This window comes from Paenibacillus zeirhizosphaerae, from assembly GCF_030705605.1.
Classification (GTDB): Bacteria; Bacillota; Bacilli; order Paenibacillales; family Paenibacillaceae; genus Paenibacillus; species Paenibacillus zeirhizosphaerae.
The window spans coordinates 144698-169537 of record NZ_JAPCKK010000018.1 but is presented as its reverse complement, the minus strand read 5'-3'; the positions used below and the strand labels follow the sequence as shown (position 1 = coordinate 169537).

20 protein-coding genes and 1 pseudogene are annotated in these 24840 nt (G+C 49.2%); 20 read left to right on the top strand and 1 reads right to left on the bottom strand.

The genetic code is table 11. The annotated features are described in order from the left end of the window. The first annotated feature begins 14 nt into the window (after positions 1 to 14). From kdgT to OIN60_RS15850, 17 genes and pseudogenes are all read left to right on the top strand, one after another. Positions 15 to 1019 (top strand): 2-keto-3-deoxygluconate transporter, encoded by a 1005-nt coding sequence (gene kdgT / locus OIN60_RS15930; RefSeq protein WP_305755865.1) that lies wholly within the window; start codon positions 15 to 17, stop codon positions 1017 to 1019. 190 nt (positions 1020 to 1209) lie between these two features. After that, positions 1210 to 3273: a methyl-accepting chemotaxis protein gene (locus OIN60_RS15925; RefSeq protein ID WP_305755864.1), complete on the top strand. Its 2064-nt coding sequence runs from the start codon at positions 1210 to 1212 to the stop codon at positions 3271 to 3273. Between the two features lie 48 nt (positions 3274 to 3321). Then, positions 3322 to 3492, top strand: a complete 171-nt coding sequence (locus OIN60_RS15920) for a hypothetical protein (protein ID WP_305755863.1) — start codon at positions 3322 to 3324, stop codon at positions 3490 to 3492. Between the two features lie 43 nt (positions 3493 to 3535). Next, a complete protein-coding gene (pyrB, locus tag OIN60_RS15915; RefSeq protein WP_305755862.1) occupies positions 3536 to 4435 on the top strand; it encodes an aspartate carbamoyltransferase in 900 nt (299 codons plus the stop codon). A gap of 222 nt (positions 4436 to 4657) precedes the next feature. After that, positions 4658 to 5359 (top strand): RNA polymerase sporulation sigma factor SigK, encoded by a 702-nt coding sequence (gene sigK / locus OIN60_RS15910; protein WP_305755861.1) that lies wholly within the window; start codon positions 4658 to 4660, stop codon positions 5357 to 5359. Between the two features lie 194 nt (positions 5360 to 5553). Further along, positions 5554 to 6807, top strand: coding sequence for a leucine-rich repeat domain-containing protein (locus tag OIN60_RS15905; RefSeq protein WP_305755860.1), 1254 nt, complete (start codon positions 5554 to 5556; stop codon positions 6805 to 6807). Positions 6808 to 7051: 244 nt separating this feature from the next. Continuing rightward, positions 7052 to 7498, top strand: a pseudogene (locus OIN60_RS15900) (sigma-70 family RNA polymerase sigma factor); the annotation flags it as partial. A gap of 177 nt (positions 7499 to 7675) precedes the next feature. Next, positions 7676 to 7852 (top strand): hypothetical protein, encoded by a 177-nt coding sequence (locus tag OIN60_RS15895; protein WP_305755859.1) that lies wholly within the window; start codon positions 7676 to 7678, stop codon positions 7850 to 7852. Then, positions 7845 to 8447, top strand: a complete 603-nt coding sequence (locus OIN60_RS15890; protein ID WP_305755858.1) for an ATPase — start codon at positions 7845 to 7847, stop codon at positions 8445 to 8447. The genes OIN60_RS15895 and OIN60_RS15890 overlap by 8 nt, the downstream gene beginning before the upstream one ends. Positions 8448 to 9086: 639 nt before the next feature. After that, entirely contained in the window at positions 9087 to 9908 is an 822-nt protein-coding gene (locus tag OIN60_RS15885; RefSeq protein ID WP_305755857.1) for a C40 family peptidase, read from the top strand. Between the two features lie 264 nt (positions 9909 to 10172). Further along, positions 10173 to 11189 (top strand): glycoside hydrolase family 130 protein, encoded by a 1017-nt coding sequence (locus OIN60_RS15880; RefSeq protein ID WP_305755856.1) that lies wholly within the window; start codon positions 10173 to 10175, stop codon positions 11187 to 11189. Between the two features lie 404 nt (positions 11190 to 11593). Further along, positions 11594 to 12904, top strand: a complete 1311-nt coding sequence (locus OIN60_RS15875; protein WP_305755855.1) for an extracellular solute-binding protein — start codon at positions 11594 to 11596, stop codon at positions 12902 to 12904. Positions 12905 to 13030: 126 nt separating this feature from the next. Next, complete coding sequence (locus tag OIN60_RS15870) at positions 13031 to 13906, top strand: carbohydrate ABC transporter permease (protein WP_305755854.1); 876 nt, start codon at positions 13031 to 13033, stop codon at positions 13904 to 13906. A gap of 17 nt (positions 13907 to 13923) precedes the next feature. Beyond that, the gene (locus tag OIN60_RS15865; protein WP_305755853.1) at positions 13924 to 14754 is read left to right on the top strand and encodes a carbohydrate ABC transporter permease; all 831 of its coding nucleotides are present in this window, start codon (positions 13924 to 13926) and stop codon (positions 14752 to 14754) included. Between the two features lie 36 nt (positions 14755 to 14790). After that, a complete protein-coding gene (locus OIN60_RS15860; RefSeq protein WP_305755852.1) occupies positions 14791 to 16623 on the top strand; it encodes a sensor histidine kinase in 1833 nt (610 codons plus the stop codon). Continuing rightward, the gene (locus OIN60_RS15855) at positions 16568 to 18169 is read left to right on the top strand and encodes a response regulator transcription factor (protein ID WP_305755851.1); all 1602 of its coding nucleotides are present in this window, start codon (positions 16568 to 16570) and stop codon (positions 18167 to 18169) included. Before OIN60_RS15860 ends, OIN60_RS15855 begins: the two co-directional genes overlap by 56 nt. A 17-nt stretch (positions 18170 to 18186) precedes the next feature. Further along, positions 18187 to 20502, top strand: coding sequence for a glycoside hydrolase family 3 N-terminal domain-containing protein (locus tag OIN60_RS15850; protein ID WP_305755850.1), 2316 nt, complete (start codon positions 18187 to 18189; stop codon positions 20500 to 20502). Between the two features lie 92 nt (positions 20503 to 20594). Here OIN60_RS15850 and OIN60_RS15845 read toward each other — a convergent pair whose 3' ends face one another. After that, positions 20595 to 21638 (bottom strand): SIS domain-containing protein, encoded by a 1044-nt coding sequence (locus OIN60_RS15845; protein WP_305755849.1) that lies wholly within the window; start codon positions 21636 to 21638, stop codon positions 20595 to 20597. 476 nt (positions 21639 to 22114) lie between these two features. Between OIN60_RS15845 and fba the strand changes: the two genes are divergently transcribed. The 3 genes from fba to OIN60_RS15830 all read left to right on the top strand — a co-directional run bounded on the left by fba (position 22115) and on the right by OIN60_RS15830 (position 24834). Then, positions 22115 to 22981, top strand: coding sequence for a class II fructose-1,6-bisphosphate aldolase (gene fba, locus OIN60_RS15840; protein WP_305755848.1), 867 nt, complete (start codon positions 22115 to 22117; stop codon positions 22979 to 22981). Next, positions 22978 to 23925 (top strand): 1-phosphofructokinase family hexose kinase, encoded by a 948-nt coding sequence (locus OIN60_RS15835; RefSeq protein ID WP_305755847.1) that lies wholly within the window; start codon positions 22978 to 22980, stop codon positions 23923 to 23925. The genes fba and OIN60_RS15835 overlap by 4 nt, the downstream gene beginning before the upstream one ends. 108 nt (positions 23926 to 24033) lie before the next feature. Beyond that, complete coding sequence (locus OIN60_RS15830) at positions 24034 to 24834, top strand: DeoR/GlpR family DNA-binding transcription regulator (RefSeq protein WP_305755846.1); 801 nt, start codon at positions 24034 to 24036, stop codon at positions 24832 to 24834. Positions 24835 to 24840 lie beyond the last annotated feature (6 nt).

Sequence of the window (24840 nt, the reverse complement as noted above, 5' to 3'; positions counted from 1 at the left end):
AAGGTATGGTCATTATGAAAATCAAAAAAAGCATTGAGAAAATTCCAGGCGGAATGATGCTGGTTCCTTTATTCATCGGCGCCCTTGTTCATACATTCTGGGCTGGTGCCGGAGAATATTTCGGCTCGTTCACGAATGGGTTGATGACAGGCACGGTGCCGATTCTAGCCGTATGGTTTTTCTGCATGGGGGCATCCATTGATGTCCGCGCCACAGGCACGGTGCTCAGAAAATCGGGGACACTGGTATTGACCAAAATCGCGGTGGCCTGGGTGGTTGCAATGATTGCTTCCAGCTTCCTGCCGGAGGGAGGAATTCAGACCGGATTTTTCGCAGGACTGTCCATTCTGGCGCTGGTTTCCGCGATGGATATGACCAACGGCGGTTTGTATGCTTCCATCATGCAGCAGTACGGCTCCAAGGAGGAGGCGGGCGCATTTGTACTGATGTCGCTGGAATCCGGTCCGCTGGTGACCATGCTCATATTGGGCAGTACAGGACTCGCGGTATTTGAACCGCAAGCCTTCGTAGGTGCTGTTCTGCCATTCCTGGTCGGTTTCTTGCTCGGCAACCTGGATCTTGAGTTTCGCGAGTTTTTCGGCAAAGCCACGCATACTCTGATTCCGTTCTTCGGTTTTGCGCTTGGCAGCACGATCAATCTGGGCGTTATTCTCCAGACAGGGCTGCTGGGTATTCTTCTGGGCGTTGCGGTGATCATCATTACGGGTATTCCACTCATACTGGCTGATAAATTTATCGGAGGCGGCAACGGGACAGCCGGTCTTGCGGCTTCCAGCACGGCAGGGGCGGCGGTGGCCAATCCAGTCATTGTAGCCAATATGAAGCCTGAATTTCTGCCTGCGGCACAATCCGCCACCGCTTTGGTTGCGGCTTGCGTCATCGTTACCTCTATCTTGGTGCCGATCCTGACGGCTTATTGGGCTAAATACCAAAATAAAAATGGCAAGGCCAAGATTTCCGGCTCTGGCGAGCTGCCCCTTCAGGAAGCAAAGGCCTAAATCGGGCACAGAAAATAATAAGAATCCGGAGTGAGATTGGATTCAGAAAGAGCAGTGGACTGCGCGAGGGCGCTCCACTGCTCTTTTTTGTAAGCATTTATCAATAAATTTTTTCGGCAGATCTTCCGATATATATGTCATGGCTACATAAAAACTGCCGTATTGGAATCGAATAAAAGGGGATCATCCTATGAAAACACAAAACAAGGTTAGAACACGTTTTGCTCTATCCCGTCTTTCACTTAGAGTTAAGCTGCCGCTGTTCATCAGTATTTTGCTGGTGATTGCGCTGGCGGGTTCAAGTCTGGTGATGTACCTGTTCGGAGCGAAGATGCTGCTGGAAAAAAGTATGGACGAGGTGCAGGCCAACACGGACAGGATCGGTGAAAATATTTACTCTATCGTGAAGCTGGAGCAGCAGTCCAATTTTATCGCTTCAAATAGTAAGGTACTGAAGGATCTGCTGATGGCTCGCAATGAGGGCGCCCCGGATGCAGAGTTTTTCTCCTCTGACAACGAGCTTATTACAGAAGCCAACAGCCTGTTGCTTGATAATCTTGAGGGAAGCTTGGGCATTCAGGTGATGATCGTGGCTGATACGAAAGGCACGGTTGTGGCCGCCAACAGTCCCGATGCGATACAAGGAGACCGTTCCGACCGAGATTATTTCCATGCTGCGCTTAAAGGGGAACCTGTCATAAGCGATGCGCTTATATCCAAAACGACCGGGAAATTGGGAGTCGTGTTTGCGCAGCCCATCAAAGGTGATGACGGCAATGTCTTGGGTGTATTGATCAGTACGATCGATACATCGATGTTTGTGGACATGCTTCAGGGCATTCAAATTAACAATGAAGGCCGGATTTTTGTTACTAGCCGTGGGGCCACCGTTGTGTATGACTCCAAGGATGAATCTCTTGTCGGAACGGTTCTGGAGGCTGCGGAATATAACAGCGCCCTGAGCTTGCAGCCGTCCGAGGAGCTTCAGACAGGTGACGTTGAAAACCGCGAAAAATACATTCGTTATTCCAAGGTTCCCGGCGCCGATTGGACGGTTTTTGTCGAAGATCACTATAGTGACATCATCCGTCCGCTTGTGAAGCTTTTGCAGAATATTGCTTTTGTCACGGCAGCCGCTGTTGTAGTTGCTATTATTGTAGGAATTTTTCTTTCCCGCTCCATTACGCAGCCTATTGTTCGTCTTAAAGAGCTGTTCAAAAGGCAGGCTGAAGGAGATCTGACCATTCGGGCGGAAGGAAGCTTTAAAAGCGAATTCCGTGATCTTGCAGACAGCTTTAACCTAATGGCAGAAAATAACCGGCAGTTGATCGGGCATATGAATGGTTCGATTGAAGTGTTAAACAGCAACACGAAACAACTGGAGGAGACCTCCAAGCAAACGGCGGTATCTATAAAAGAAACGTCGATTGCTACAGCGGAAATATCCAAGGCTATGGAATCCCAGTCTCAAAATACGGAGCATATGGTGGGCAAATTTACGGAGCTTGGCGACAAAATGGCCTCCATCAGCCACAGCTCGGAAGCAATCAGGGAAAGAGCGGCTTCCATCATGAATGTGTTCCATGCCAATCACGAAATTATTGAATCTCTTATCGAGGTTAACCTTAGAAATGAACAGGAAGTAAGCAACATTTCCGCGATTACGTCTCTGCTTGCCGAGAGCTCCGCCCAGATTGGCAGGATTACGGGAGCTATTAATGAAATCGCTACCCAGACAAATTTGCTTTCCCTGAATGCTTCGATTGAAGCTGCCCGGGCGGGAGAGCATGGGCGCGGCTTTGCGGTAGTTGCCGACGAAATCCGCAAGCTTGCGGAACAATCCTCACGGCAGGCCGGAGAGATCGAGGGCATTATTCGGCAAACCCTTGTTCAGGTGGAGAAGAGCAATCAGAGTGTAGGTGAAATTCAGAATATTGCCGGTTTGCAGGATGAATTTGTAGGGAAAACCAAGGATGCGTTCAAGCATATTATGGAAGATGTAACGGATATTGCGGGCCGGATTCAGACGATGGCTCAGGAAATTACAACCATGAACCATAGCAAGGGCGAGCTGATGGAATCCGCTCACAGCCTGTCTGCTGCCGGAGAAGAAGTATCCGCGTCGGCTGAAGAAGTGACGGCAACCGTTCAGGAGCAGTCCTCCATGGTTGACCAACTGGCGGTTATGGTTGAAAGCATTGATCACCTGACAAGCGCATTAGCCGAATCCGCCTCCCGTTTCAAGGTAGAGTGATGTGAGGTTAGAGATTAGAGATTAGGCTGGTAAAGGCGGTTGTTCCCCATGGATTTGGATAAACTGAATAAACTGCTGCTGGATTACAGCTTTGATGAGGGGCGTATCATTTGGGGAGAGGTGTTTCATCTGTCAAGGATCATGAATTGGTCGATGCTGTGCTTTATCAGGGCAGGTTCCGCCCAAGAAAATAAGTATTTACAAATGCTGATGAGCTGACTACAATCTTTGAGAACAAATACGAGCCCTATTGGAGGACATAATGAAGCATCTCATTTCATCAGAACAATTTACTACTGACCTTCTTCATGAACTGTTCGTACTGGCTGATCAGATGAAAAGCAATCCAAGAGATTTCGACGATGCCTTAAAGCATAAGGTTGTCGCTACCTTGTTCTATGAACCAAGTACACGTACACGCCTCTCCTTCGAATCCGCAGTACAGCGTCTGGGAGCCAAATTAATCAGCACGGAGAATGCCAGGGAAATGTCTTCGGCGATAAAAGGAGAGAACATCCACGATTCCATCCGGGTGGTTCAGGGCTATTGTGACGCGATCATCGTCCGCCATTATGAGAATGATGCCGCCCTCAAAGCCACCGAGGTGGCAAGGGTCCCGATTATCAATGCAGGTGGAGGTACGGGTGAGCACCCTACACAGGCGCTGCTGGATTTATATACGATTTACAGCTTCAAACAAAGAATATCCGGCATCAAAATCGCGGTTCTCGGGGATTTAAAAAATGGACGAACCATCCATTCTCTGCTGAAGGGACTGGCCTTGTACAGCGATATCGAGGTGTTCGGGTTAAGCCGCAAGGGGCTGGAGCTGCCGGATGAATATATTCATTATTTAAGAGATAAAGGCATCACCTATCATGCGATCTCTTCCTTGGAGGACATTCCTGCTTCAATCGATGTGTTATATCACACAAGAACGCAGACGGAGCGAATGAACGGGGAGGAAGCAGGCTCGGGGGAGATCATTATCGATCAGGCGGTAATGAACCGCTTTTCCGATCAGTCGCTGCTCATGCATCCTCTGCCGAGAAACCAGGAAATTTCAGCGGACGTGGATTCCGATCCCCGCGCGATCTATTTCAAGCAAAGTGAAAACGGCCTCTTTATCCGCATGGCCTTGCTCTATTCCTATCTTGGTTAACAATTGAACCGCACCTCTTATTTCAATGGACAACGCTGGTTATCCGATGAAGTAGGAGGTGTTTTTCATACGAAATACCGATATATCATGTAACAACTTTACCTGAACTTCCGACGCTAAAATGTAATTTCTATTTTCAAGGTACAGGCACGAGTGGGCGCTAGCCTACATACAATGAACAGACCGAAGACATTTGTACAATACTTCTTGGAGGTGTCATCCGTGCCCGGACTGTTTACCGCAATTGCCCTGTTTATCAAGGAACTGACGCTGCTTGTCTCGTATGTCAAAAATAATGCATTTCCCCAGCCGCTCAGCGAGCAGGAAGAAGCCAAGCACTTGAAGCTGATGGCCGAAGGCAACTCACATTCCCGCAATATGCTGATCGAGCATAATCTACGCTTAGTAGCCCACATAGTCAAAAAATTCGACAACACAGGGGAGGACCTTGAGGACCTGATCTCCATCGGGACCATCGGACTCATCAAGGCGATCGAGAGCTTCCAGACCGGCAAAGGCACCAAATTGGCAACGTTTGCAGCCCGGTGTATCGAAAATGAGATCCTCATGCATTTACGTTCCCTCAAGAAAACCCGCAAGGACGTCTCCCTGCATGACCCTATCGGTACTGATAAAGAAGGCAATGAAATTACACTTATAGATATCCTTGGCTCCGAGGACGATGATGTGGTCAACACCGTGCAGCTTAAGATCGAAAAAAGCAAAATTTATCGCAACCTGGACATTCTCGACGATCGCGAGAAGGAAGTGGTGATCGGGCGCTTTGGCCTGGAGACAGGCGGCGAGGAGCGAACCCAGCGGGAAATCGCCAAGGAGCTAGGCATCAGCCGCAGTTATGTGTCGCGGATTGAGAAGCGTGCGCTGATGAAGCTGTATCATGAGTTTTATAAGCAGAAGGGGTGAGGAAGAATCGTTCGTTGTATTGAGAAGGAACATGCATATTGAACATTAAGGCTATTGTGAGTCTCTAAATAGATAAGTGAAACACTCGCTTTTAACATTAAGAAAGCGGGTGTTTTTTGTGTTTTAATTCTTTATGGAAGCTGTTTAAGTTACGTTGTGTTAACTGTTTGGACTATTTTATCCGATACAATCCCGTGCAGCATAAAATTTCTATTGGTTTCTTCTCTGAGTATATACATATTTTCCCTGATAAAATTGATCCAAACATACATATATTTAGAATTCCACAACATCATAGTTCACGTGTGTATGTATCTGATACATTTAAGTCAGAAATCGAAAAACACAAATTGAAAGGTTTTGACTTCGTCCTAATCTGGGATACGGAAAATCTTGAGGAAATGAGAAAAGCCAAGTTAAAACGATATGATAGCTATTATGAAAGAATATTATCCCGACCACAGCTATCTTTTACCGATGCACTGCAAAAAGTTGAACAGGAAGGGAAGCTCATTCGGAGAGACGGTAAAATCTTTATAAACCGTAATAGCAGATTATTATATGGTAATGTTGGTGAAGATGAGTCAATTGATTGGGGAGAACTTGTGTACATTCCGCCACTTTTTTTCGACTTGGAATGGATTGTATATGAAGAGAATAACGTAGAATTGGCAATGCGAGAGTATTTGGCAGAGCTTTCTTATGAAGTAAATGGACCCCGTGGTAACGCGGTTCATATTCCTGATAAAATTTTAGAAACCTACTTTCGAAAAGAACTACAAATTTATAAAGAGGAACTTACTGACCTTCATCTAAAAAATCTGCTATATGTTCGCCTGAACAAAAATGAGGGGCCATTTAATTCTTTAAAAGGTATTGAAGCAGCCGTAAATCTGAGAGGACTTAGCATTTCGGATACCCCAAGTTTCAATCTCACTGAGTTGGATTATGTATCTGGAAAAATAGGAAGTTTATCGCTGAATGGCTGCAATTTATCTGATATTTCATACTTAAAGGAACTAAAGTTCCCGCACTTAACTCAAATATATCTTTATGACAATCGTCTCAGTAATTTGTCACCACTTGCAAACTTCACCGGGTTAAGAAGTATTCATGTGTCTAATAATCAGATAGAGGATATTAGCTCATTAAATCTGATTCCTTCGCTGGATTATCTTCACATCGCTAATAATCCTATAAGGAACATAAGTGATTTAAAGCTGCCCAATCTTACGTATTTGTATATGGAAAATATTCAATCTGAGGATTGGAGCGGGCTATTAAATAATTTTCCTTCACTGAAATACCTGCAAGTTTCTGATGAAGGGATGACAGAAGCTAACCGAAAAACGATAAGAGAAGTCATTAAGAAAAAGTTCTGCAAGGTGTCATGGAAAAAGGTTTCGGATGGATTATACCGAGACTACAATGCCAAATTCTCGGAATAATCGGATCAGGTGCTAAGAAGCTGCTAGAACCTAGAGATTTCTAAGCTCATGCAACTAAAATAATGTCAATAAGATAAGACCAAATTAATAAAACGGATCGTACAACCGGACGTCTGTTTTTTAGATCAAGTGATTGAATTAGAATGACTCCGGAATTACTGATGTCGATTATGAACTATTCTCGATCTATAATGTGAATTGGATGGTGGGTACTGAATGAGTCTCTTAAACATCGTTTCGTGTCCACAACGTCAAAAAATTCGACAACACAGGGGAGGACCTTGAGGACCTGATCTCCATCGGGACCATCGGACTCATCAAGGCGATCGAGAGCTTCCAGACCGGCAAAGGCACCAAATTGGCAACGTTTGCAGCCCGGTGTATCGAAAATGAGATCCTCATGCATTTGCGTTCCCTCAAGAAAACCCGCAAGGACGTCTCCCTGCATGACCCTATCGGGACGGATAAAGAAGGCAATGAAATTACACTTATAAATATCCTCGGCTCGGAGGATGATGGTGTGGTGAATACCGTGCAGCTTAAAATAGAGAAGGGTAAAATCTACCGCAACCTGGATATCCTTGATGAACGGGAAAAGAAATTCGTCATTGGGCGCTTTGGCCTGGAGACAGGCGGCGAGGAGCGAACCCAGCGGGAAATCGCTAAGGAGTTGGGCATCAGACGCAGCTAGAAGCGGGCGCTCATAAAGCTGTATCATGAGTTTTATAAGCAGAAGGGATAAAGCGAATATACTTACAGCAGACGAACCGGGTAACGGCCGTCTGTTTTTGTTTGTTTGAAAGTATGGCTTCGAAATCAATTATGATATACTCACGTTATATGATGTAAATTGGATGGTGAATACTGAATGGAGCGTATCCAAGATTTAGGTAAGTTAATTAAACTGACTGGAGACAGAGCAAAACTGGACGCTAAAGCAAATGGGACATACATTGTTTATAAATCACCGGATGGTCAGTTTATAAAAGAACATAGCAATGGCAAGATTGAGCGAATCAATGAACAGGAACTTCATCATGAGTGATCCGAATGCAACGATGTTTGTATTCGCAGGTAACAATGGCAGCGGTAAAAGTACAATTCGCAATCTACTTATTGATAAACTGGGAGTAAGTGTAAATATTGATCCTGATGCTCTAGCTCGGAGAATTGATCGTGATAACCCTGATCGGCGTAAAGTATCTGCGGGGAAAGAAGCGATTAAATTGGCGAGGGATTGCATAAAGAATAGACGTGATTTCACTGTTGAAACCACCCTTGCTGGTGGAAATGTGATTCGACAAATGCGTGAGGCCAAAGACCATGGCTTTGAAGTGATCATGTTCTTTGTAGGGCTGGGGGATTATCGCCTTAATATCGAACGTGTCGCTGCACGAGTTCGAAATGGAGGTCATCATATTGAGAACGCAGATATAATAAGGCGGCATCAGACTTCAATGGATAATTTGCTCTCACATTTTAGTCTTATTGATCATTTAATTGTGATTGATAACAGCAGTGCGGATGGAGTAATTGTATTGGAGGCAAATGGTGAAACCATAAGGCATCATGTGGCGACTTTACCGGATTGGGTACAAGTCATCGATCGTCACTTGCAAAACAAAGTTACCGATCATTAATAAACAGACGACTGTCTAATCTCAGTTGTCTGTTTATTTCATTTTTACATCGTTTCGTGTCCATAACGCAAAAATTTGGTACTACAGGTGGGGCTTGAAGGATCAAATCTCCATCTGCACTATAGGACTAACGAAGTTATGTTGGCTGCGCTCTCGTAGCAAACAAGCATTGCCTTACTCCTGAAAAGCCTAAATGGACCTACATTTATTATGATTAATATATATGATGTGGATAATTTGGATGAGGTTAATATGTGATCCGATGCATGAACGAAGCTAAATAGGTATACGGCTGATGTAATTTTTACCATCTTGCAGCAATTTCAAAGCGTTGATCTAGGACATAGGGCCCTCCGTCCTAGTTGGTGAATTGTACCTGCTCCAAATCATTAAAAAATGTAATGATATCAAAAGGTTACAATAATTTAACCTTATTTTAACCTTTTTGAAATCAGGGGTTTGTACTGCTTTAGCAATCAAATCATAGCTCTTCCTCTGATTCCTTGTGCTCAAGTGTGCCTGAATCCATACAGGACCCTGGGCTGATGATCGTTCTGGACGGTCCGTTTACAATGGGACAAGCCCGGTGCGTAACAGACCAGGTGAAAAATTCTGTGACATCAGGAGGAACACGACTTTATGAATTGGAAGAGCAAGATCATTACGTTGGGTGTAACAGCAACGATGCTAACAGCGAGTCTAACGGCAGGAGCATTCACGGCATCGGTATCGGCTGCCGCGGTTGAATATTCAAAAGCGAAGGTCATCTGGGGTACTAATCTGCGCACGTCGCCTTCGGTTTCGGCAGACGTTATTCGTCAGTTGCCTAAAGGTGAGACGGTAACGATCCTTGAAGAATCCGGATCAGAGTGGTACAAGGTGCAGGATTCCGCCAACCAGACAGGATATATATCATCTTCAACAAAATATACAGAAGCCATCGAAGGCAGTGGTAGTGACAGTGGCGGTTCTGACTATATAAGCACTTCAGACCCGGATGCTGTTTCCACCGCGAAAGGCAGCACATCTGTAGAAAAGGTAATCACTGCAGGCATGAAATATTTGGGCACCCCTTATGAATATGGGGCAAACCGTGCCAGCACTGCAACATTTGACTGCTCCAGCTTTGTACGTCGGGCCTTCCTGGATGCGCTCGGTGTCAAACTGCCATCCGATTCTCGTCAGCAGGGAGATTATGTGAAATCCAAAGGTAAGGTTCAGACCGACTGGAGGAAGCTGAAGCGGGGGGACCTGATGTATTTTATGTCCTATAAAGGAACCAAGGCCTCTGCATATGGCGCTGTTAACAAGGGAAGTCAACGGATTACACACACCGGCATTTATCTGGGGAGTGGCAAAATACTGCATACATATTCCGATGCTGGCGGGGGCGTAACCATCAGCGACATTGCCGGTAATCATTGGGAATATCGTTTCCTGTTTGGAGGAAGCGCACTGTAAGAAGAAATGGACGCCCTGGTATACGAGAACTACACATGGTATAGAGACGCTTCGTTGATTGCAATTAAAGACTCCAGACTCCACTTAAACGTGGTGTCGGAGTCTTATTTATGTTGTAATCCAGAAATGAAATATTAATCGAATTAACAGAATTATTTCGGATGTTTTCTAAAGTTTATCGGATATTACGGCGCTTGATTGCGGGCTATAATTAGGTCACAAATAGGTTTTACAACGAAAACAGCTTAGAACAGGAGGCTTTTCATGAAAATCACAAGACACCCGGAAAACCCGATTGTTGTGCCAGGCTTGTTCGAATGGAGAAAGGTAACCGTTTTCAATCCGGCCGTCATCATCGATAACGGCAAGTTTTACATGATTGAACGTACAGCGGGCTCGCTGACTCCGTGCAAAAATTTTCTTGGTTTGCTGGAAAGTGAAGACGGGGTTCATTTTACACATGTTAAGGATGAGCCGATACTTACACCGGATGAGCTTGGCTTTCCCTACGGCAGCGTACAGGACCCACGGATTGTTAAAATAGACGACACCTTCTATCTGAATTATGCGCTGCGTCCGTGTGCCATGAGCTATTACCCGACCGGTGCGGGAGTGCCGGAAAGATCCATTCCTGAATATCCGAACGGCTGGGGTGAAGACCCCGGACATTGGCTGACCCGTTCCAGTATAGCGACGTCCAATGATCTCATTCATTGGCAGTTCCTTTGTGACACAACCGAGCTTGATATCAATGATCGTGACAATATTTTGTTCCCGGAAAAGATTAACGGCAAATATGCTTTGCTGCGCCGTCCGGAAGAGTACATCGGGGAGGAGTACAGCACGGAGAAGGCGGCCATGTGGATCACGTATTCGGACGATCTAATCCATTGGGATAAACCCAAGCTGCTGGCCAAAGTCGAAAACGAAAGCTGGGAATTTAAAAAAATTGGTGGCTCTACCCCTCCGGTACGTACGGATAAAGGCTGGCTCGTGTTGTACCATGGCGTGGATGAAAATACGGTGTACCGGGTCGGGGCAATGCTGCTTGATCTCGATCATCCCGAAATCATCATTGCCAGAACCCGCAACTTTATTATGGAGCCGGAAACCTATTACGAGAAATTCGGTTACCAAATCCCGAACGTCATTTTCCCGACAGGCAATGTAGTGAAAGACGGACTCCTGTATATCTATTATGGTGTGACGGATACAGCCATCGCGCTGGCGACCGTACCGCTGGACGAATTGGTGGATTACATTTTAAACGAACCGCAGTAAAGCTAAAGGAAAGCTCAGGGTTTGGGTAACAGCGTGCGGCGGGGTAAACGGATTGGGGAATTGGCAGCAGCCTGCACGCCGGGCTTTAGATGGAATGCCGTCAAAGAACGGTATTCTTTTTGAGATGGTTTGTAAGCGGTTACCATTAAGATGATTGAATGTAAACTTTTGTAACGCATAATGATCCTTCATTCTCTATCCTCTGAAATAAAGTTAAAGAAATTAGGATATAATTGATGTTTTGTGGTATGTGTTGAAAAAAACATAACACTTATAATTTCGTTAACAGCTTTTGATGATATAAAAGACATCATATTCTGTCATATTAAGTTGCGAAGTCGAGCATGGCAAGGACAATGTGAGCAACAGGCAAAGCATTCAAACTCAGAAACGGGGGCTGCAATATGAAATGGTTAAACAAAATGAAAACGACAGTGCTGATCGGTTCAGTCACGCTGCTGGCGCTTACGACCGCCGCGTGCGGGAATAGTGCGGACAACGGTGCGGCGCAGAACACGGGGAAAATCACGCTGACGATGATGCATCCGTGGACTTCCCCGAACGTGGACAATGAAGTGTACAAGCAACGCATCGCCGCTTTTGAGAAGGAGCATCCGAATATTGTTATCGAGCAGGACGGTGTTCCTGCAGCGCAATATAAAACAAAGCTGCGCACGCTGGCCGCCGCCAACAATTTGGCAGATATTAATGTCGTGTGGCCGGGAGCCGATTTGCAGCCGATCGCGAGCGGAAACCTGCTGGAGCCGATTGATTCGGAAATGGATGCCTGGAGCAGCATTTTGCCTGAGGATGCTTTGGCCGGCTTTGCTCTCGATGGCAAGCAGTATGCGGTTCCGACCAAACAAACCTTTGTCGATATTATTTACTACAATAAGGAAATGTTTGCAAGCGTGGGTTATGACTACTTTCCGGCAACGTACGATGAATTCATTGATGCGGTCACCAAATTGAAAGCCGCCAGCATTACGCCGATTTCCCTGGGCAACAAGGAAAAATGGCCACTGCAGTCATCTTATCTATCGGCGCTCGGAGAGCGGTTTGCGGGCAGTGATTTCCTTAATAAAGTGCTGAGCGGTGAAGCGAAGTTTACCGATCCGCAGTTTGTGAAAGCCCTCGGTGTCATTGAAGAATTAACGAAGCTGGATGCCTTCAATACGGATGCCAACAATATGGATTCGGTGCAGGCGCAGGATTATTTTATTCAAGGCAAAGCTGCCATGCACATTTCTTCCTCCACGGTGGACAGCAGAATCCGCATCGACAACGAGCAAGGTGACAAATTTGGCATTGCGCTCTTTCCAAGCGTGCCGGGTGGAAGCGGTGATGCGGTCAAATCCGCAGGTGTCGTGCAGTATGGAATTGCTATCAAAAGCGGTCTCGACGAGCAAAAGCAGCAGGCAGCGCTTGAGTTTATGAAATATTTTGTAAATGAGGATCTGTACAAGGAACTGATCAGCAAAGGGGTTGTTGTGCCGGCCAAGGTGGATATTCCCGAAGATGCCAGCAAATATTTGAAAGAAATGATCGAGCTGACAGGCAATGGGACATCTCCGGTATTCGACAGTGTGATCCCGACACAAGTGGTTGACGTGATGCAAAACGGTCTGCAGGCCATGACGGTAGGCCGCACCACTCCGGAGGAGCTGGCCCAGGAAGTACAGGAAGCCATGGACAGAAAGCTGGGTAGCAAGTAAGTACGTTACAGCAGAAGGAAACCCGCATAACCCGAATTCTCCGGCAACCCGAGAATCCGTTATCGGGTTTTCTTTCTTAGAACGGCGGAGGCTTTTAAGGAAGTTACGAAAAAGGAGGACATTACAGTGCATACGCTTAAAGGGACGAAATATGCCATTTTTCTTGGGCTGCTGCCCGCACTGGTCATTTATATCGGTATAGCCCTCGTTCCGATCGGAATGTCGTTTTATTATGCCTTTATGGACTGGGACGGGATCAGTCCGATGACCTTTGTGGGTCTCGACAATTTTATTGAAATATTTAAGGACGATACCTTTTGGGTATCCGTTGAAAATAATGTATTCATTATGCTGACAGGGGTCGTAGGGCAAATTCCGCTTGGTTTGCTGCTCGCGCTGCTGCTGAACGGAAAGCTGAAGGGAGCGGGATTTTTCCGCACCGTCGGTTTCCTGCCGGTCGTGATTTCCTCCGTTATGGTTTCGCTGATTTGGGGGATGATCTATAACACGGAATACGGGCTGCTGAACGGTCTGCTCGGAGTAGTAGGCCTGGAAAGCTGGCAGCGGAACTGGCTTGGTGATACGTCCTGGTCCATGATCTCGTTAAGCATCGCGTATATCTGGCAGAACTGCGGTTTGTACATGGTTATTTTCCTGGCGGCTCTGCAAAATATATCCGAAGAGGTCAATGAAGCAGCCGAACTGGATGGGGCGACTGGACTCAAACGGACGTTTCTCATTACGATCCCGATGATCCGCAGCACCCTTATCGTTGCTGTTGTGTACAGCATCAGCAATTCGTTCCGGGTCTTCGACCTGATTCAGATCATGACCGGCGGCGGACCGGCGCATGCTACGGAAGTGATGACTGTCTATATGTATAACAACGCGTTTATGAACATGCGTTTCGGTTACGGCAGCGCCGTATCCATTCTGATTCTGGTTTTCAGCCTGATTGTCATCAGTATTGTGAACCGTATTAGCAGAGAAAAAGATGCTTAAAGAAAGGGGAACATCTGATGAGAAAAAAATCGGGTCTGCTAACATTTTTGACATACCTGCTGCTCAGTGCATTTGCTATCATTAATATATTTCCTCTCTTCTGGATGGTGGTCGATTCCTTCAAAACGGAACAGGAATATGCACAAAGTCCGTTTTCGCTGCCAACGGTGCTGCAGTTCTCCAACTATGCCAAGGCGTGGGAAGTAGCCAATATGAATGTCTATTTCCTGAACAGTGTAATTATAACGTTCGCTTCCCTGATTTTGACGGTTCTGCTGGGAGCGCTTGCTGCTTATTTTCTGTCCCGCTTTCAATTCAAGCTGCGGGGGTTCACGTACGGTCTATTTTTGCTGGGCATGATTGTGCCGATCCATGCAACGCTGATTCCGATCTTTATCATTATGCAAAAGCTGCATTTGCTTGATACCAGGTGGTCGCTTATTTTACCGTATACGGCTTTCCATTTGTCGTTGACGATTTTTATATTGGAAGGTTTTATGAAAGGTTTCCCTAAAGATTTGGAGGAGTCCGGTGTCATGGACGGTGCCGGCGTATTCCGCATTTTCTGGTCGATCATTCTGCCGATTACGAGGCCCGCGATGGCAACTGTCGTGATTCTTAATTTCATATATAATTGGAATGAATATTTGTTCGCGCTAGTATTGATCAACTCATCCGATTTGAAGACATTGCCGCTTGGCCTGGCTAATTTTGTCGGCATCGAAACCGCCAGTCTGACACTGCAAATGGCCGCATTGACCATTGCGCTCATTCCGATCCTCATTTTCTACCTGTTGCTGCAAAAGCAACTGGTGAATGGCATGACCGCAGGTTCTGTCAAGGGTTGATCATGCATCCGGTCGGGCGTTGGGGGGAGGAAAGGCATGATGATAAAACGCAGAAGCTTTGGTTTGACAAAAAAAGCACTCGTTATCTTTTTACTCTTCATTATTCTTCCGACCCTTGGCGTGGGCGTGATTGTGCAGTACCGGTTTACACTGGTGCTGCGCGATCAGTTCGTGCAGGCAACCAGGCTGAATCTGGATACCGTAACCAATCAGCTTGAGGAGCAAACCGAGATGGTGGAGGATATCGCGGATTATTTAATATTGAACCCGGATATGCGGGATTTTTTACGTATCAACTCTCCGCTGAGCGGGGACCTGTTGGATAACAGCAAACAAAACATTGAGGATTTCCTTACGTTCCAGTTGATGTCCAAAAGTTATATTAAATCTATTACGATTTCCGGTTTGAACGGCAACTCTATCCAAATGGGAGAGCCGGTGCGGGGCAATGAGCAGCCCTGGCTGGATAAGGCCGATCTCCGCAAGGGAGGCATCGTCTGGAGTGAGGGTTACCCTATATACAGCGATTGGAGCGGAAATATCCGGCTGATTTCCCTGTTTCGGGTGCTCAATTCTTACAATGAGATCACTGTTCCGCAGGGCCGTTTGGTGATCAGGCTGGATGAATCCAGCGTATCTAGACTGCTGGAAAGCGGAACTGTCAAAGAAAATGGTAGCGTGTTTGTGATTGGACCGGAGGGCGAAAGCATTTTGCAGACCGGCAGCCCGCTGCCGGATGGACTCAGGCCAGACGGTGAATTGCTGGACCGGCTCAAATCGGAAGGGGACGGTTATGTCCGCTATAAGGTTAAGCAAAGCAGCTATTTGACCTTTTACCATCAAATGAAAAATACGGGCTGGAGCGTTGTAGCGATGATTCCCCAATCCGCGCTCGACAAGGAGCTCAGTGGCGTTAAAAGAACGATGAACCTTGTTCTGTGCTCCATACTGCTGCTGGGTCTCTCTGCCCTTTACGGTTTTCATTATACGATTATCCGTCCGATTTTACGGCTGAAGAAGGAGACGAACCGGGTTAAACTGGGCGATTTCAGCGCCAGGGTACCGATTGAATCGAACGATGAAATTTCAGAGTTAAACAGCCAGTTTAATGAAATGGTTGCCACGATTGAGGAGCTGATTGAGCATAAATACAAGCTGGAGCTGCGCGAACGGGAAGCTGAGCTGAAGCTGCTGCAGAACCAAATGGATCCGCATTTTCTTTACAACACGCTTGATATGATCCGCTGGACGGCACGGCTGGAGAAAGCGGAGCAGTCAAGTCAACTGATTGAAATGTTATCCAAATTTTTTCGTTCAAGCCTGAACAGCGGAAGCTATGTGACCACGATTCGGCAGGAGTTGGAGTTTGTGCGTTCTTACCTGTATTTGCAGCAGCGCCGCTTGGGGAAAAAGCTAGTCTATACGCTGCATACCGAGGCGGCGATTGCCGAAGCGGTTACGTTGAAAGCCACAATTCAGCCTTTGGTGGAAAATTTTCTGAAGCACGGTTTAGACCGTGAAAAAAAAGTGAGTGTCATATCTGTCCGTTGTTATGCGAATGAAGGGGATATTTGGATAGATGTGAAGGACAACGGGAAGGGATTTCCTCCGGGACAGGTGGAGGTGTTGAACTTCTCGCTGCGTCATATGAGCGCAGGTTCCGGCGGCAGGATGGGAGCGATCCACAATATCCATGAACGGTTGTCCATTTATTTCGGAGAGGGTTATGGTTTGGAAATGATGCAACCGGATGAGGAAGGGGCCTGGATTCGGCTGAAGATTCCATGTACCGGGAACGGAGGAGGTCTGGAGCATGAAGAACAACCTAGAGGCAGGGAAACAGACGATCCGGATGCTGATCGTGGATGATGAGCCGGTGATCTGTCAGGGTCTGCGCTGTACGATAGACTGGGAGAAGTTGGGTATTGAAGTCGCCGGTGAAGCGTATGACGGAGAAGAAGCGCTGCAACTGACGGAGGAACAGCAAATTGATTTGCTGCTGACCGATATCCGTATGGAGGGAATGGACGGTCTGGAGCTGACCGCTCAGTTGAAGAGGCGTTATCCGCATGTGCGTGTCATCATGATCAGTGGTTATGAAGATTTTGACTATGCCCGCCAGGCCGTACGCTTGCACGTGTCAGACTACTTGCTTAAGCCGGTTGATATCGATGAGCTTGTTACTGTCGTCCGTAAGGTAGCAGCTGAAATAAGGGATGACAAGGATATGGAATCCGGGCAGAATGACGCGCAGCGTTTGTCAAATGAGGTGCTGTGGTTGTCGAATATGGTTCGAAACGTACCATCTTATGACAGAGAATTGCCGCCTCATCTGCAGGGCGAGCAGTACCGCATCATTGCAATGCAGATAGATCAGTTCTCAGTGTGGCGAACAGGCTTGTCCAATCAGGAATATACGGATGTCCAGCAGCAGTGGCTGCAGTCCATAGGCCGCCGTCTTGAGAAGCACTCTTTACGCTGTATTTCCGTATTCGATCACATCAATCTGCTGTTTACGCTGGTGGTTGCGGACAGGCTGCTTGAACGTGAAGAATGGGACAGAGCACTTGCGGAAGCGGTGCGGCCTATGAACGGTGACATTCGGCTGTACTGCGCCGCTTCCCGTCCTTATGAACGGTTGGACGATACGGCTGATTACTGTATGGAGGCTCGGCGGATTTTGGAGCATCATGTGCTGGATCACGCGGCAGTGGTGCTGCTGTCCGAATCACGGGAGCGTGCCGAGGTCAGCAGAACCGTGGCTGAATATAACAGTGCCGGCCGGGTACAACTGCTGGCGGCTGCTTTATTCAAGCAGGACACGGCAGAAGTACAGCAAATTGTGCGGGAGATGTTTCTTTTTTTCAGAGAAAGGGATTTTCTGTTGAATGAGGTGGTTAAAGCCTGTGAGGAGGTTGCCATCCTGTTGCGTCAGCGGCTGCGCCAAAGCGGACTGACAGAGCTTGATCATGGACGCGGAGAGCCTGTCGATCCGTATGTGTACAATTCATATGAGGCCATCGAGGCGCTGGTGAACGAAGAAATGCTGCATCTGCTCCGGCTTATGGGCAAAAATGGCATGGACAAGTCCTATTGGATCATTGAAAAAGCCAAGAAGTATATGCAGGAGCAGTACAGTAACGAGCTCAAGGCGTTCGAGGTGGCGGCCTGGCTCAAAATTACCCCAAGCTATTTTAGTTATATTTTTAAGCAGAGTACCAGCAAAAGCTTTACCGAATACGTGAACGAGCTGCGCATTGACCATGCGAAGCGTCTGCTTGCTACAACCCATGACAAAGTGTTTGAGATCGCCGACAAGGTGGGCTACAAGGAATATAAGTATTTTGTGTCCGTATTTAAAGCGCATACAGGGATGACACCAAAGGAGTTTCGGGCACTGAATGTTAGACATTGACGGAGGTGCATCAAGGCATGGAAAAGTATAAGGATCATTCACTTTCGGCGGAGGAAAGAACTGCTGATCTCCTTCTCAGGATGACGCTGCAGGAAAAGGTCGGACAGCTCAACCAGCGCATGTATGGCTGGGATGCTTATCGGCGCACAGAAACGGGAACTGAACTGACAGACGAATTTAAGTGGGAGGTGGCTTTCGGCGGCGGGATGGGCGCACTTTACGGGCTGTTCCGCAGCGATCCCTGGTCAGGAGTCAACTATGCGAACGGTATACCTACAATGGATAATGCACAGGTGGCTAATGAGGTGCAGCGATACGTGATTGAGCATTCAAGGCTGGGCATTCCTGTTTTGCTGTCCGAAGAATGCCCGCATGGACATCAGGCGTTGGACGGTACTTTATTCCCCGTTAATATTGGCGCAGGCTCCACGTGGAACCCGGCTCTGCTTGAGCGTGCATATGCCCAGGTCGCAGCGGAAATCCGCGCCAGGGGGGCCCATATCGGTCTGGTGTCGGCACTGGATATCCTGCATGAACCGAGATGGGGCCGTTCTGAGGAGTGCTACGGGGAGGACCCTTACCTGGCGGCTCGGATGACGAAGGCTGTTGTCCAGGGAATGCAAGGGGAAGATGCCAAAGATTTGAAGGCGCCGGATAAGGTTGCTGCTGTACTTAAGCATTTATGTGCACAAGGCGCAGCGCAAGGCGGAATGAACTCCGGTCCGGCGGTGATTGGTGAGCGTGAGCTGCGCGAGATTCATCTGCCGGGTATGCTGGCTGGCGTCCGTGCGGGGGCTGCCGGCTGCATGGCGGCCTACAATGAAATCGACGGCATGCCTTGCCATGCCAACTCCAAGCTGCTTACGGGCATTTTGCGCGATGAATGGGGATTTGATGGAATCGTCATGGCGGACGGCGCCGCCGTTGACCGTCTGCTTGCGCTGACGGAATCCTATGAGGCCGCCGCTGCCTTGGCACTTTCTTCCGGTGTGGATTTAAGCCTGTGGGATAAAGCGTTCACTACTTTGCAGCAGGCGGTTGAACAGGGACTGATTCAGGAGCATTACATAGACCGGGCCGTAGCCCGCGTACTGCTGCTCAAGTTCAGGCTAGGGCTGTTTGATCAGCCTTATGCGGACACCACGCGTGCTGCATCAGTCGTTAAAAGCGAAGCTGCGCGGACAGTTAATTTGCAGTTGGCACGCGAGTCTGTCGTGCTGCTGCGTAATGACGGCAGGCTGCTGCCCCTGGGGGCCAGTGCCCGGCGCATCGCGGTCATCGGTCCGAACGCCGACAGTTTGTATCATCAGCTTGGCGATTATACAAGCGTGCAGCGCAAAGGAACAGGCACGACCGTGCTGCAGGGAATCCGACTGGCGGCTCCCGCCGATACGGAGATCGTATACGCGCGTGGCTGTGGTATCCGTGACGAATCCACGGAGTGGCTGGAAGAGGCTGTGGAGGCGGCGCGCAGCGCAGATGTCGCTGTGCTCGTTGTTGGCGGCAGCAGTGCCCGCCAGTTCGGCGGCGAGTTTGATAACAACGGCGAAGCGATCATCTCTGAAGGAGCTGTCTCGGAAATGGACTGCGGCGAAGGTGTTGATGTAGCCGACTTGAAGCTGGGTGGAATTCAGGAGCGCCTTGTGCGGGAAATACAGTCGACCGGTACACCTGTTGTTGTTGTCGTGATCCAGGGAAGACCCCATGAGCTGACGGCGATTGATGAACATTGCGGTGCGCTGTTGTGCGCCTGGTATCCGGGAACGGAGGGCGGACAGGCGATCGGGGAGATTTTGTTTGGCAAGGTAAATCCGAGCGGCAAGCTGCCGGTTTCGCTGCCGCGTGCGGTCGGTCAGCTGCCCATCTATTACAATCAGAAAAAAACGAGCCGGATCAGGCATTACGCCGATGTAAGCTCGCTGCCTTTATACCCGTTCGGATATGGTTTGAGCTACACCACCTTCCGTTACACCAGTCTGCGTGTACAGTCTGCCTTCATGGCCGTTGCGGAACTGCAGCAGGGGCAGGCTTTCGAGATCAGTGTTGAGGTGGAGAATACCGGGGAAACGGCCGGGGCTGAGACGGCCCAGTTATATATTCAAGCCAGCGGATCGGGCATCACACGCCGCAGGCTTGAGCTGAAGGCGTTTGAGAAAGTATGGCTTGCGCCGGGTGAATCGAAAACGATCACTTTTCTGCTGGATCAGGAGAAGCTGTCAATCTGGAACCGGGACATGGAATTCGCTTTGGAGCCATGCCGGCTTAAAGTCATGGTTGGCACGAGCTCTGCGACTGCTGCGGAACGGGAGCTGGAATTAACGGTAACCGGTTAGACAGCTTTCACACGTCAGAGGCTATAAATCCATATGCAAAAAGAACCTTCATCACCGCTTGACAGGCGGTGTGGAGGTTCTTTGACGTTTTTTTAAAGCTTTACCCAGGCCACCAGCCCGTCGGGCTGATCCGGGTTGATGCCGTGGCGTTCGGCGCTGGCGAGGGCGGCGATTTGCGGGATGAAAATAAACGGGATGCCCCGCACCGCAGCGTCCAGCGGACGGTCTGTCGTGATCGCGAGGTCGACGATGTCCTGCGGCACCGCTTCCGCCCGATCGGCAAAAGCGATGACGGTGGCACCGCGATCCTTGATATCGAGCATCAGGTTGCGCTGATGCTCGATGCCGCTGTCCGACAAGGCCGCGATCACGAGTGTATCTGGGCCAACCGTCACCATCGGGCCATGGCGCACGTCGAGCAGATGGTAGGCATGGGCCTGCGTCTTGGCGATTTCGGTCAAAGCGATCGCGCCCTCGGCGGCCAGTCCCTGCAGCTCGCCGTCCGCCAGCACGACAGCGTTCGTCCAGGCAAAGTTGGAGGCTCGACGGATGTCATTTTCCACCCGTGTCATGTAGGCTTCGCCCTGGTGAATAGCCGCTTGCATGTCTGCGATCAGAAGCTCATCGCCAGCAAGAAAGGCGGCAAGCAGCAGATTGGCTGCATACAGATTGGTAACCGTGCGGGTCTGGCAAACGCTGTCGTCGAAGGCCCAAGGCAGCTCCAGGGCAAAATCAGCCCTCGCAGATAACGGAGAGTCTGCGACACAGGAAATCGACAATACGGGAATGTGCTTTTCCGATTGAATCAGGCGCAGCGCTTCGACGACTTCGCTGGTGCTGCCGGACCGTGACGGAGCGATGGCCAGGGTGCCTGTCAGCATAGGGCGGTAGCGGTTGGCATGGAGCATCAGGTCGCCGGCGGCGAGGGAAAGCGCGGGCAGGCCAGCACGCAAACGGAAGGAGAAAGCGGCCGCCTCACTCAAGCAATAGCTGGACCCGGAACCGACAAAGGTTACGGAGGTGACCGCCTGTTCACGGACAAAAGCGGTAAATTCAGCGCGCTTGGCCACCATATATTCGAAGGTCTGTTGTAAGGCCTTATACTGGCCTTTAATTTCACGATACGTCAAGCTCATAAAAGGAACCTCCCGGAAATAGATTGATATGACGACTCGTGTCAATTTTATAATCATTTAGATCGAAAATGCAATAAAAATGATTAATTAATTCAAATATACGATTTTATAATAAAAAAATGAGCATTTTTTTATTTAATGATTGATTTAATCAAATTAAAAGATTATTATGATCACAAGAACAAGTGTTATCCAATCTTGTTGCAGTCATTTGCATAGTGGAAAGATCCCCCCAAATAACGTGAACGTTGGTGACGGCAGATCAGATCGCATGCAGCTAACGGACTTGAGAGAGCTTATTTGTCTGGAAAGGCAGCATTTGGCCGCACTCTGCACGTGATTACCGGATCGTTCCACTAAGGAAAGGGAGGTGTTAAGCGCGCTCAAATCCGCCGCTATACAGCCAAATAAAGGGTCTCCTAATCAACCTTTTGTACCCGGCATGCGGCCATACCTTTCAAGGGGGAAAAAAAGATATGCCACTGATCTCGTCTACTAAAATGCTGCAAACAGCCCGCAGGGAGAAATACGCGATCCCCGCTTTTAACGTGCACACCCTGGAAATGCTGCAGGCGGTCGTAGAAGCGGCGGTTGAAACGGATTCCCCGCTCATTATTCAAACGACGGTGGGCACGGTCAAACATTTGGGTCCGGATTACATCGCCCATGCGGCTAAAACCGCCGCAGACCGGACAGATCTGCCCATGGCGCTGCATCTGGATCACTGCACTGATTTCCCTACAATCATCCAATGTATACGGGCAGGTTATACCTCGGTTATGATCGACGCCTCCATGTTTCCATTCGAAGAAAATGTAAAGCAAACCTGCAAAGTGATGGAAATCGCCCAGGCTTCCGGTGTGAATGTGGAAGCGGAGCTTGGCAAGGTCGGCGGCGTCGAGGATGACATTGTGGTGGATGAGCGGGATGCTTTGCTGGCCGATCCTGAAGAATGTGCTCTGTTTATTGAACGTACCGATGTAACTACGCTTGCGCCTGCGATTGGCACCGCCCACGGTATTTACAAGGGTACGCCGAACATTGATTTCGAGCGGATTGCGCGCATCGCGGATCGTGTGGAGGTTCCTTTGGTGCTGCATGGCGGGTCGGGCATTCCGGCTGAGCAAATTCATCAGGCGGTCGCGCTGGGCATGGCCAAGGTGAACATTGCCACCGAGCTGCGCATCGCGTTCTCCGACGCGATCAAAGGCGTTTTTACAGAGCATCCTGCGGAAAACGATCCGCGCAAATACATGGTTCCGGCGAAGGAAGCGGTCAAACAGCTTGCTATGGAAAAAATGCGGCTCTGCGGTTCTGTCGGCAAAGCGGGCGTGGCCAGATGATCACCACCGTCACACTCCATGCGGCCATCGACCGGACGTATTATGTTGATAAGTTCAACGTGGGTCAGGTGCAGCGGGTGGCCCGTCAGGTCGATGAACCAGGCGGCAAAGGCAACAATGTCGCCAAGGTGATTCGCCAGCTCGGTGGGGAGGTCACGGCTACTGGCATCATTGCTGGCAGCAATGGCGCGTTTATCGAGAGCAGCCTGACGGACCGGGGCATCCAGACAGCCTTTGTCCATGGACCGGGAGAGTCGCGGGTCTGCCTCAATATTCTGGATGAGTCCAGCGGAACGTCCACCGAGCTGCTCGGGCAAGGACCGGCCATAACCGGCAGCGAAGTTGAAGCGATCAAGCAAAGGGTGCGGCAGCTTGCCCTGCAATCCACCGTAGTTGTGCTGTCTGGCAGTTTGCCCGCCGGTGCACCGGAGGGTTTGTACGCGGAGCTGACCGGCATCGTGCGTTCCACTGGAGCGCGGGCCTTCCTGGATACCAGCGGAAGGGCATTCAGCGCTGCGCTCGACGGAACGTCTCATCTCGACGTAATGCCTCACTTCGTGAAGCCGAACGAGCAGGAGCTATCCGGCTGGTTGGGACACATACCGCAGGAACTTAGCGAGTGGACCCGGGCCGCGCAGATGCTAGCCGACCAGGGGATTGCCGAGGTATGTGTAACACTGGGCAGCCGCGGAGCCGTGGCAATTCTGGACGGAGCAGCGTATCTGGTGACACCGCCGGTCATCCAGCCCGTGAACACGGTGGGCTGCGGCGACGCCTTTGTGGCAGGTATGGCGTATGCGGAAGAACGCGGCGATTCGGCCGCAGACAGACTGCGCACCGCCGCTGCAGCGGCGGCCGCCAATGCGATGTCCGCGAAAGCGGGAGATATCGACTACCGCCATTTCCGGGAATACGAGCGGCAGGTGCAGATTACAGCTTTGTGAAGAGCCCTGCAAGCGGGTTCATTTCGGCGTATTGCAATCCATCCTTCCATCCTCCACAATAGAGCTAACACGGGTTGTAACGGCCCAGATATATCAAAGGAGAGACATATGCAATATTCAAAGGGTGAACTTCGCAGAGCGAAAACACTGGAACTGATCAAATCGCGTGGAAAAATATCGGTGCAGGAGATTGTTGAGGCCATCGGCTGCTCGGAAGCGACCGCTAGGCGTGACCTGGACGTACTAGAGAAAGCGGGCGGCATTATCCGCACGACCGGTGGAGCCATTTACGAAGGGGCGCTGATGTCGTCGGCCGCAGAACTGCCCTTTGCCGCCAAGCATGATTTCAAACGGCAGGATAAGGAGCGGATTGCCGAAGCTGCGGCTGCCCTGGTCCAGGAAGGGGACATTATCTGCCTCACCGGGGGAACTACGACATTTTTTATTGCGAAAGCGCTGAAAAAACACCGGAATATCACGATTGTCACCAATGCGGTGAACATTGCTTTTGAGCTGGCCGATGCGGAAGATATTCAGGTGGTGGTGATCGGCGGCGTGATGCGGGCCAAGAGCTACGAGCTGAGCGGTCCGCTGGCGGAGAACGTGATCGATAAAATCAACATTACCAAAATGTTTCTTGGGGTGGACGGAGTGTCTCTCAATCACGGGTTTACGATGCACTCCGAGCTTGAAGCACGTATTGCCCAATTAATGATGGAACGTTCCAGCGAAGTATATGCTGTATTCGATCAAAGCAAGCTGGAGAAGAGCGCTTTGTTTACCATTACTCCCCTGAATCAGGTGACAGGGGTAATTACGAATAAACAGCCGGAGGGATGGTTTGAGCAAGCGTGCCGGGAGCAGCGGATTGCCGTACATACACCTATGGACCACACTGCTTTTATTTAATGGCTT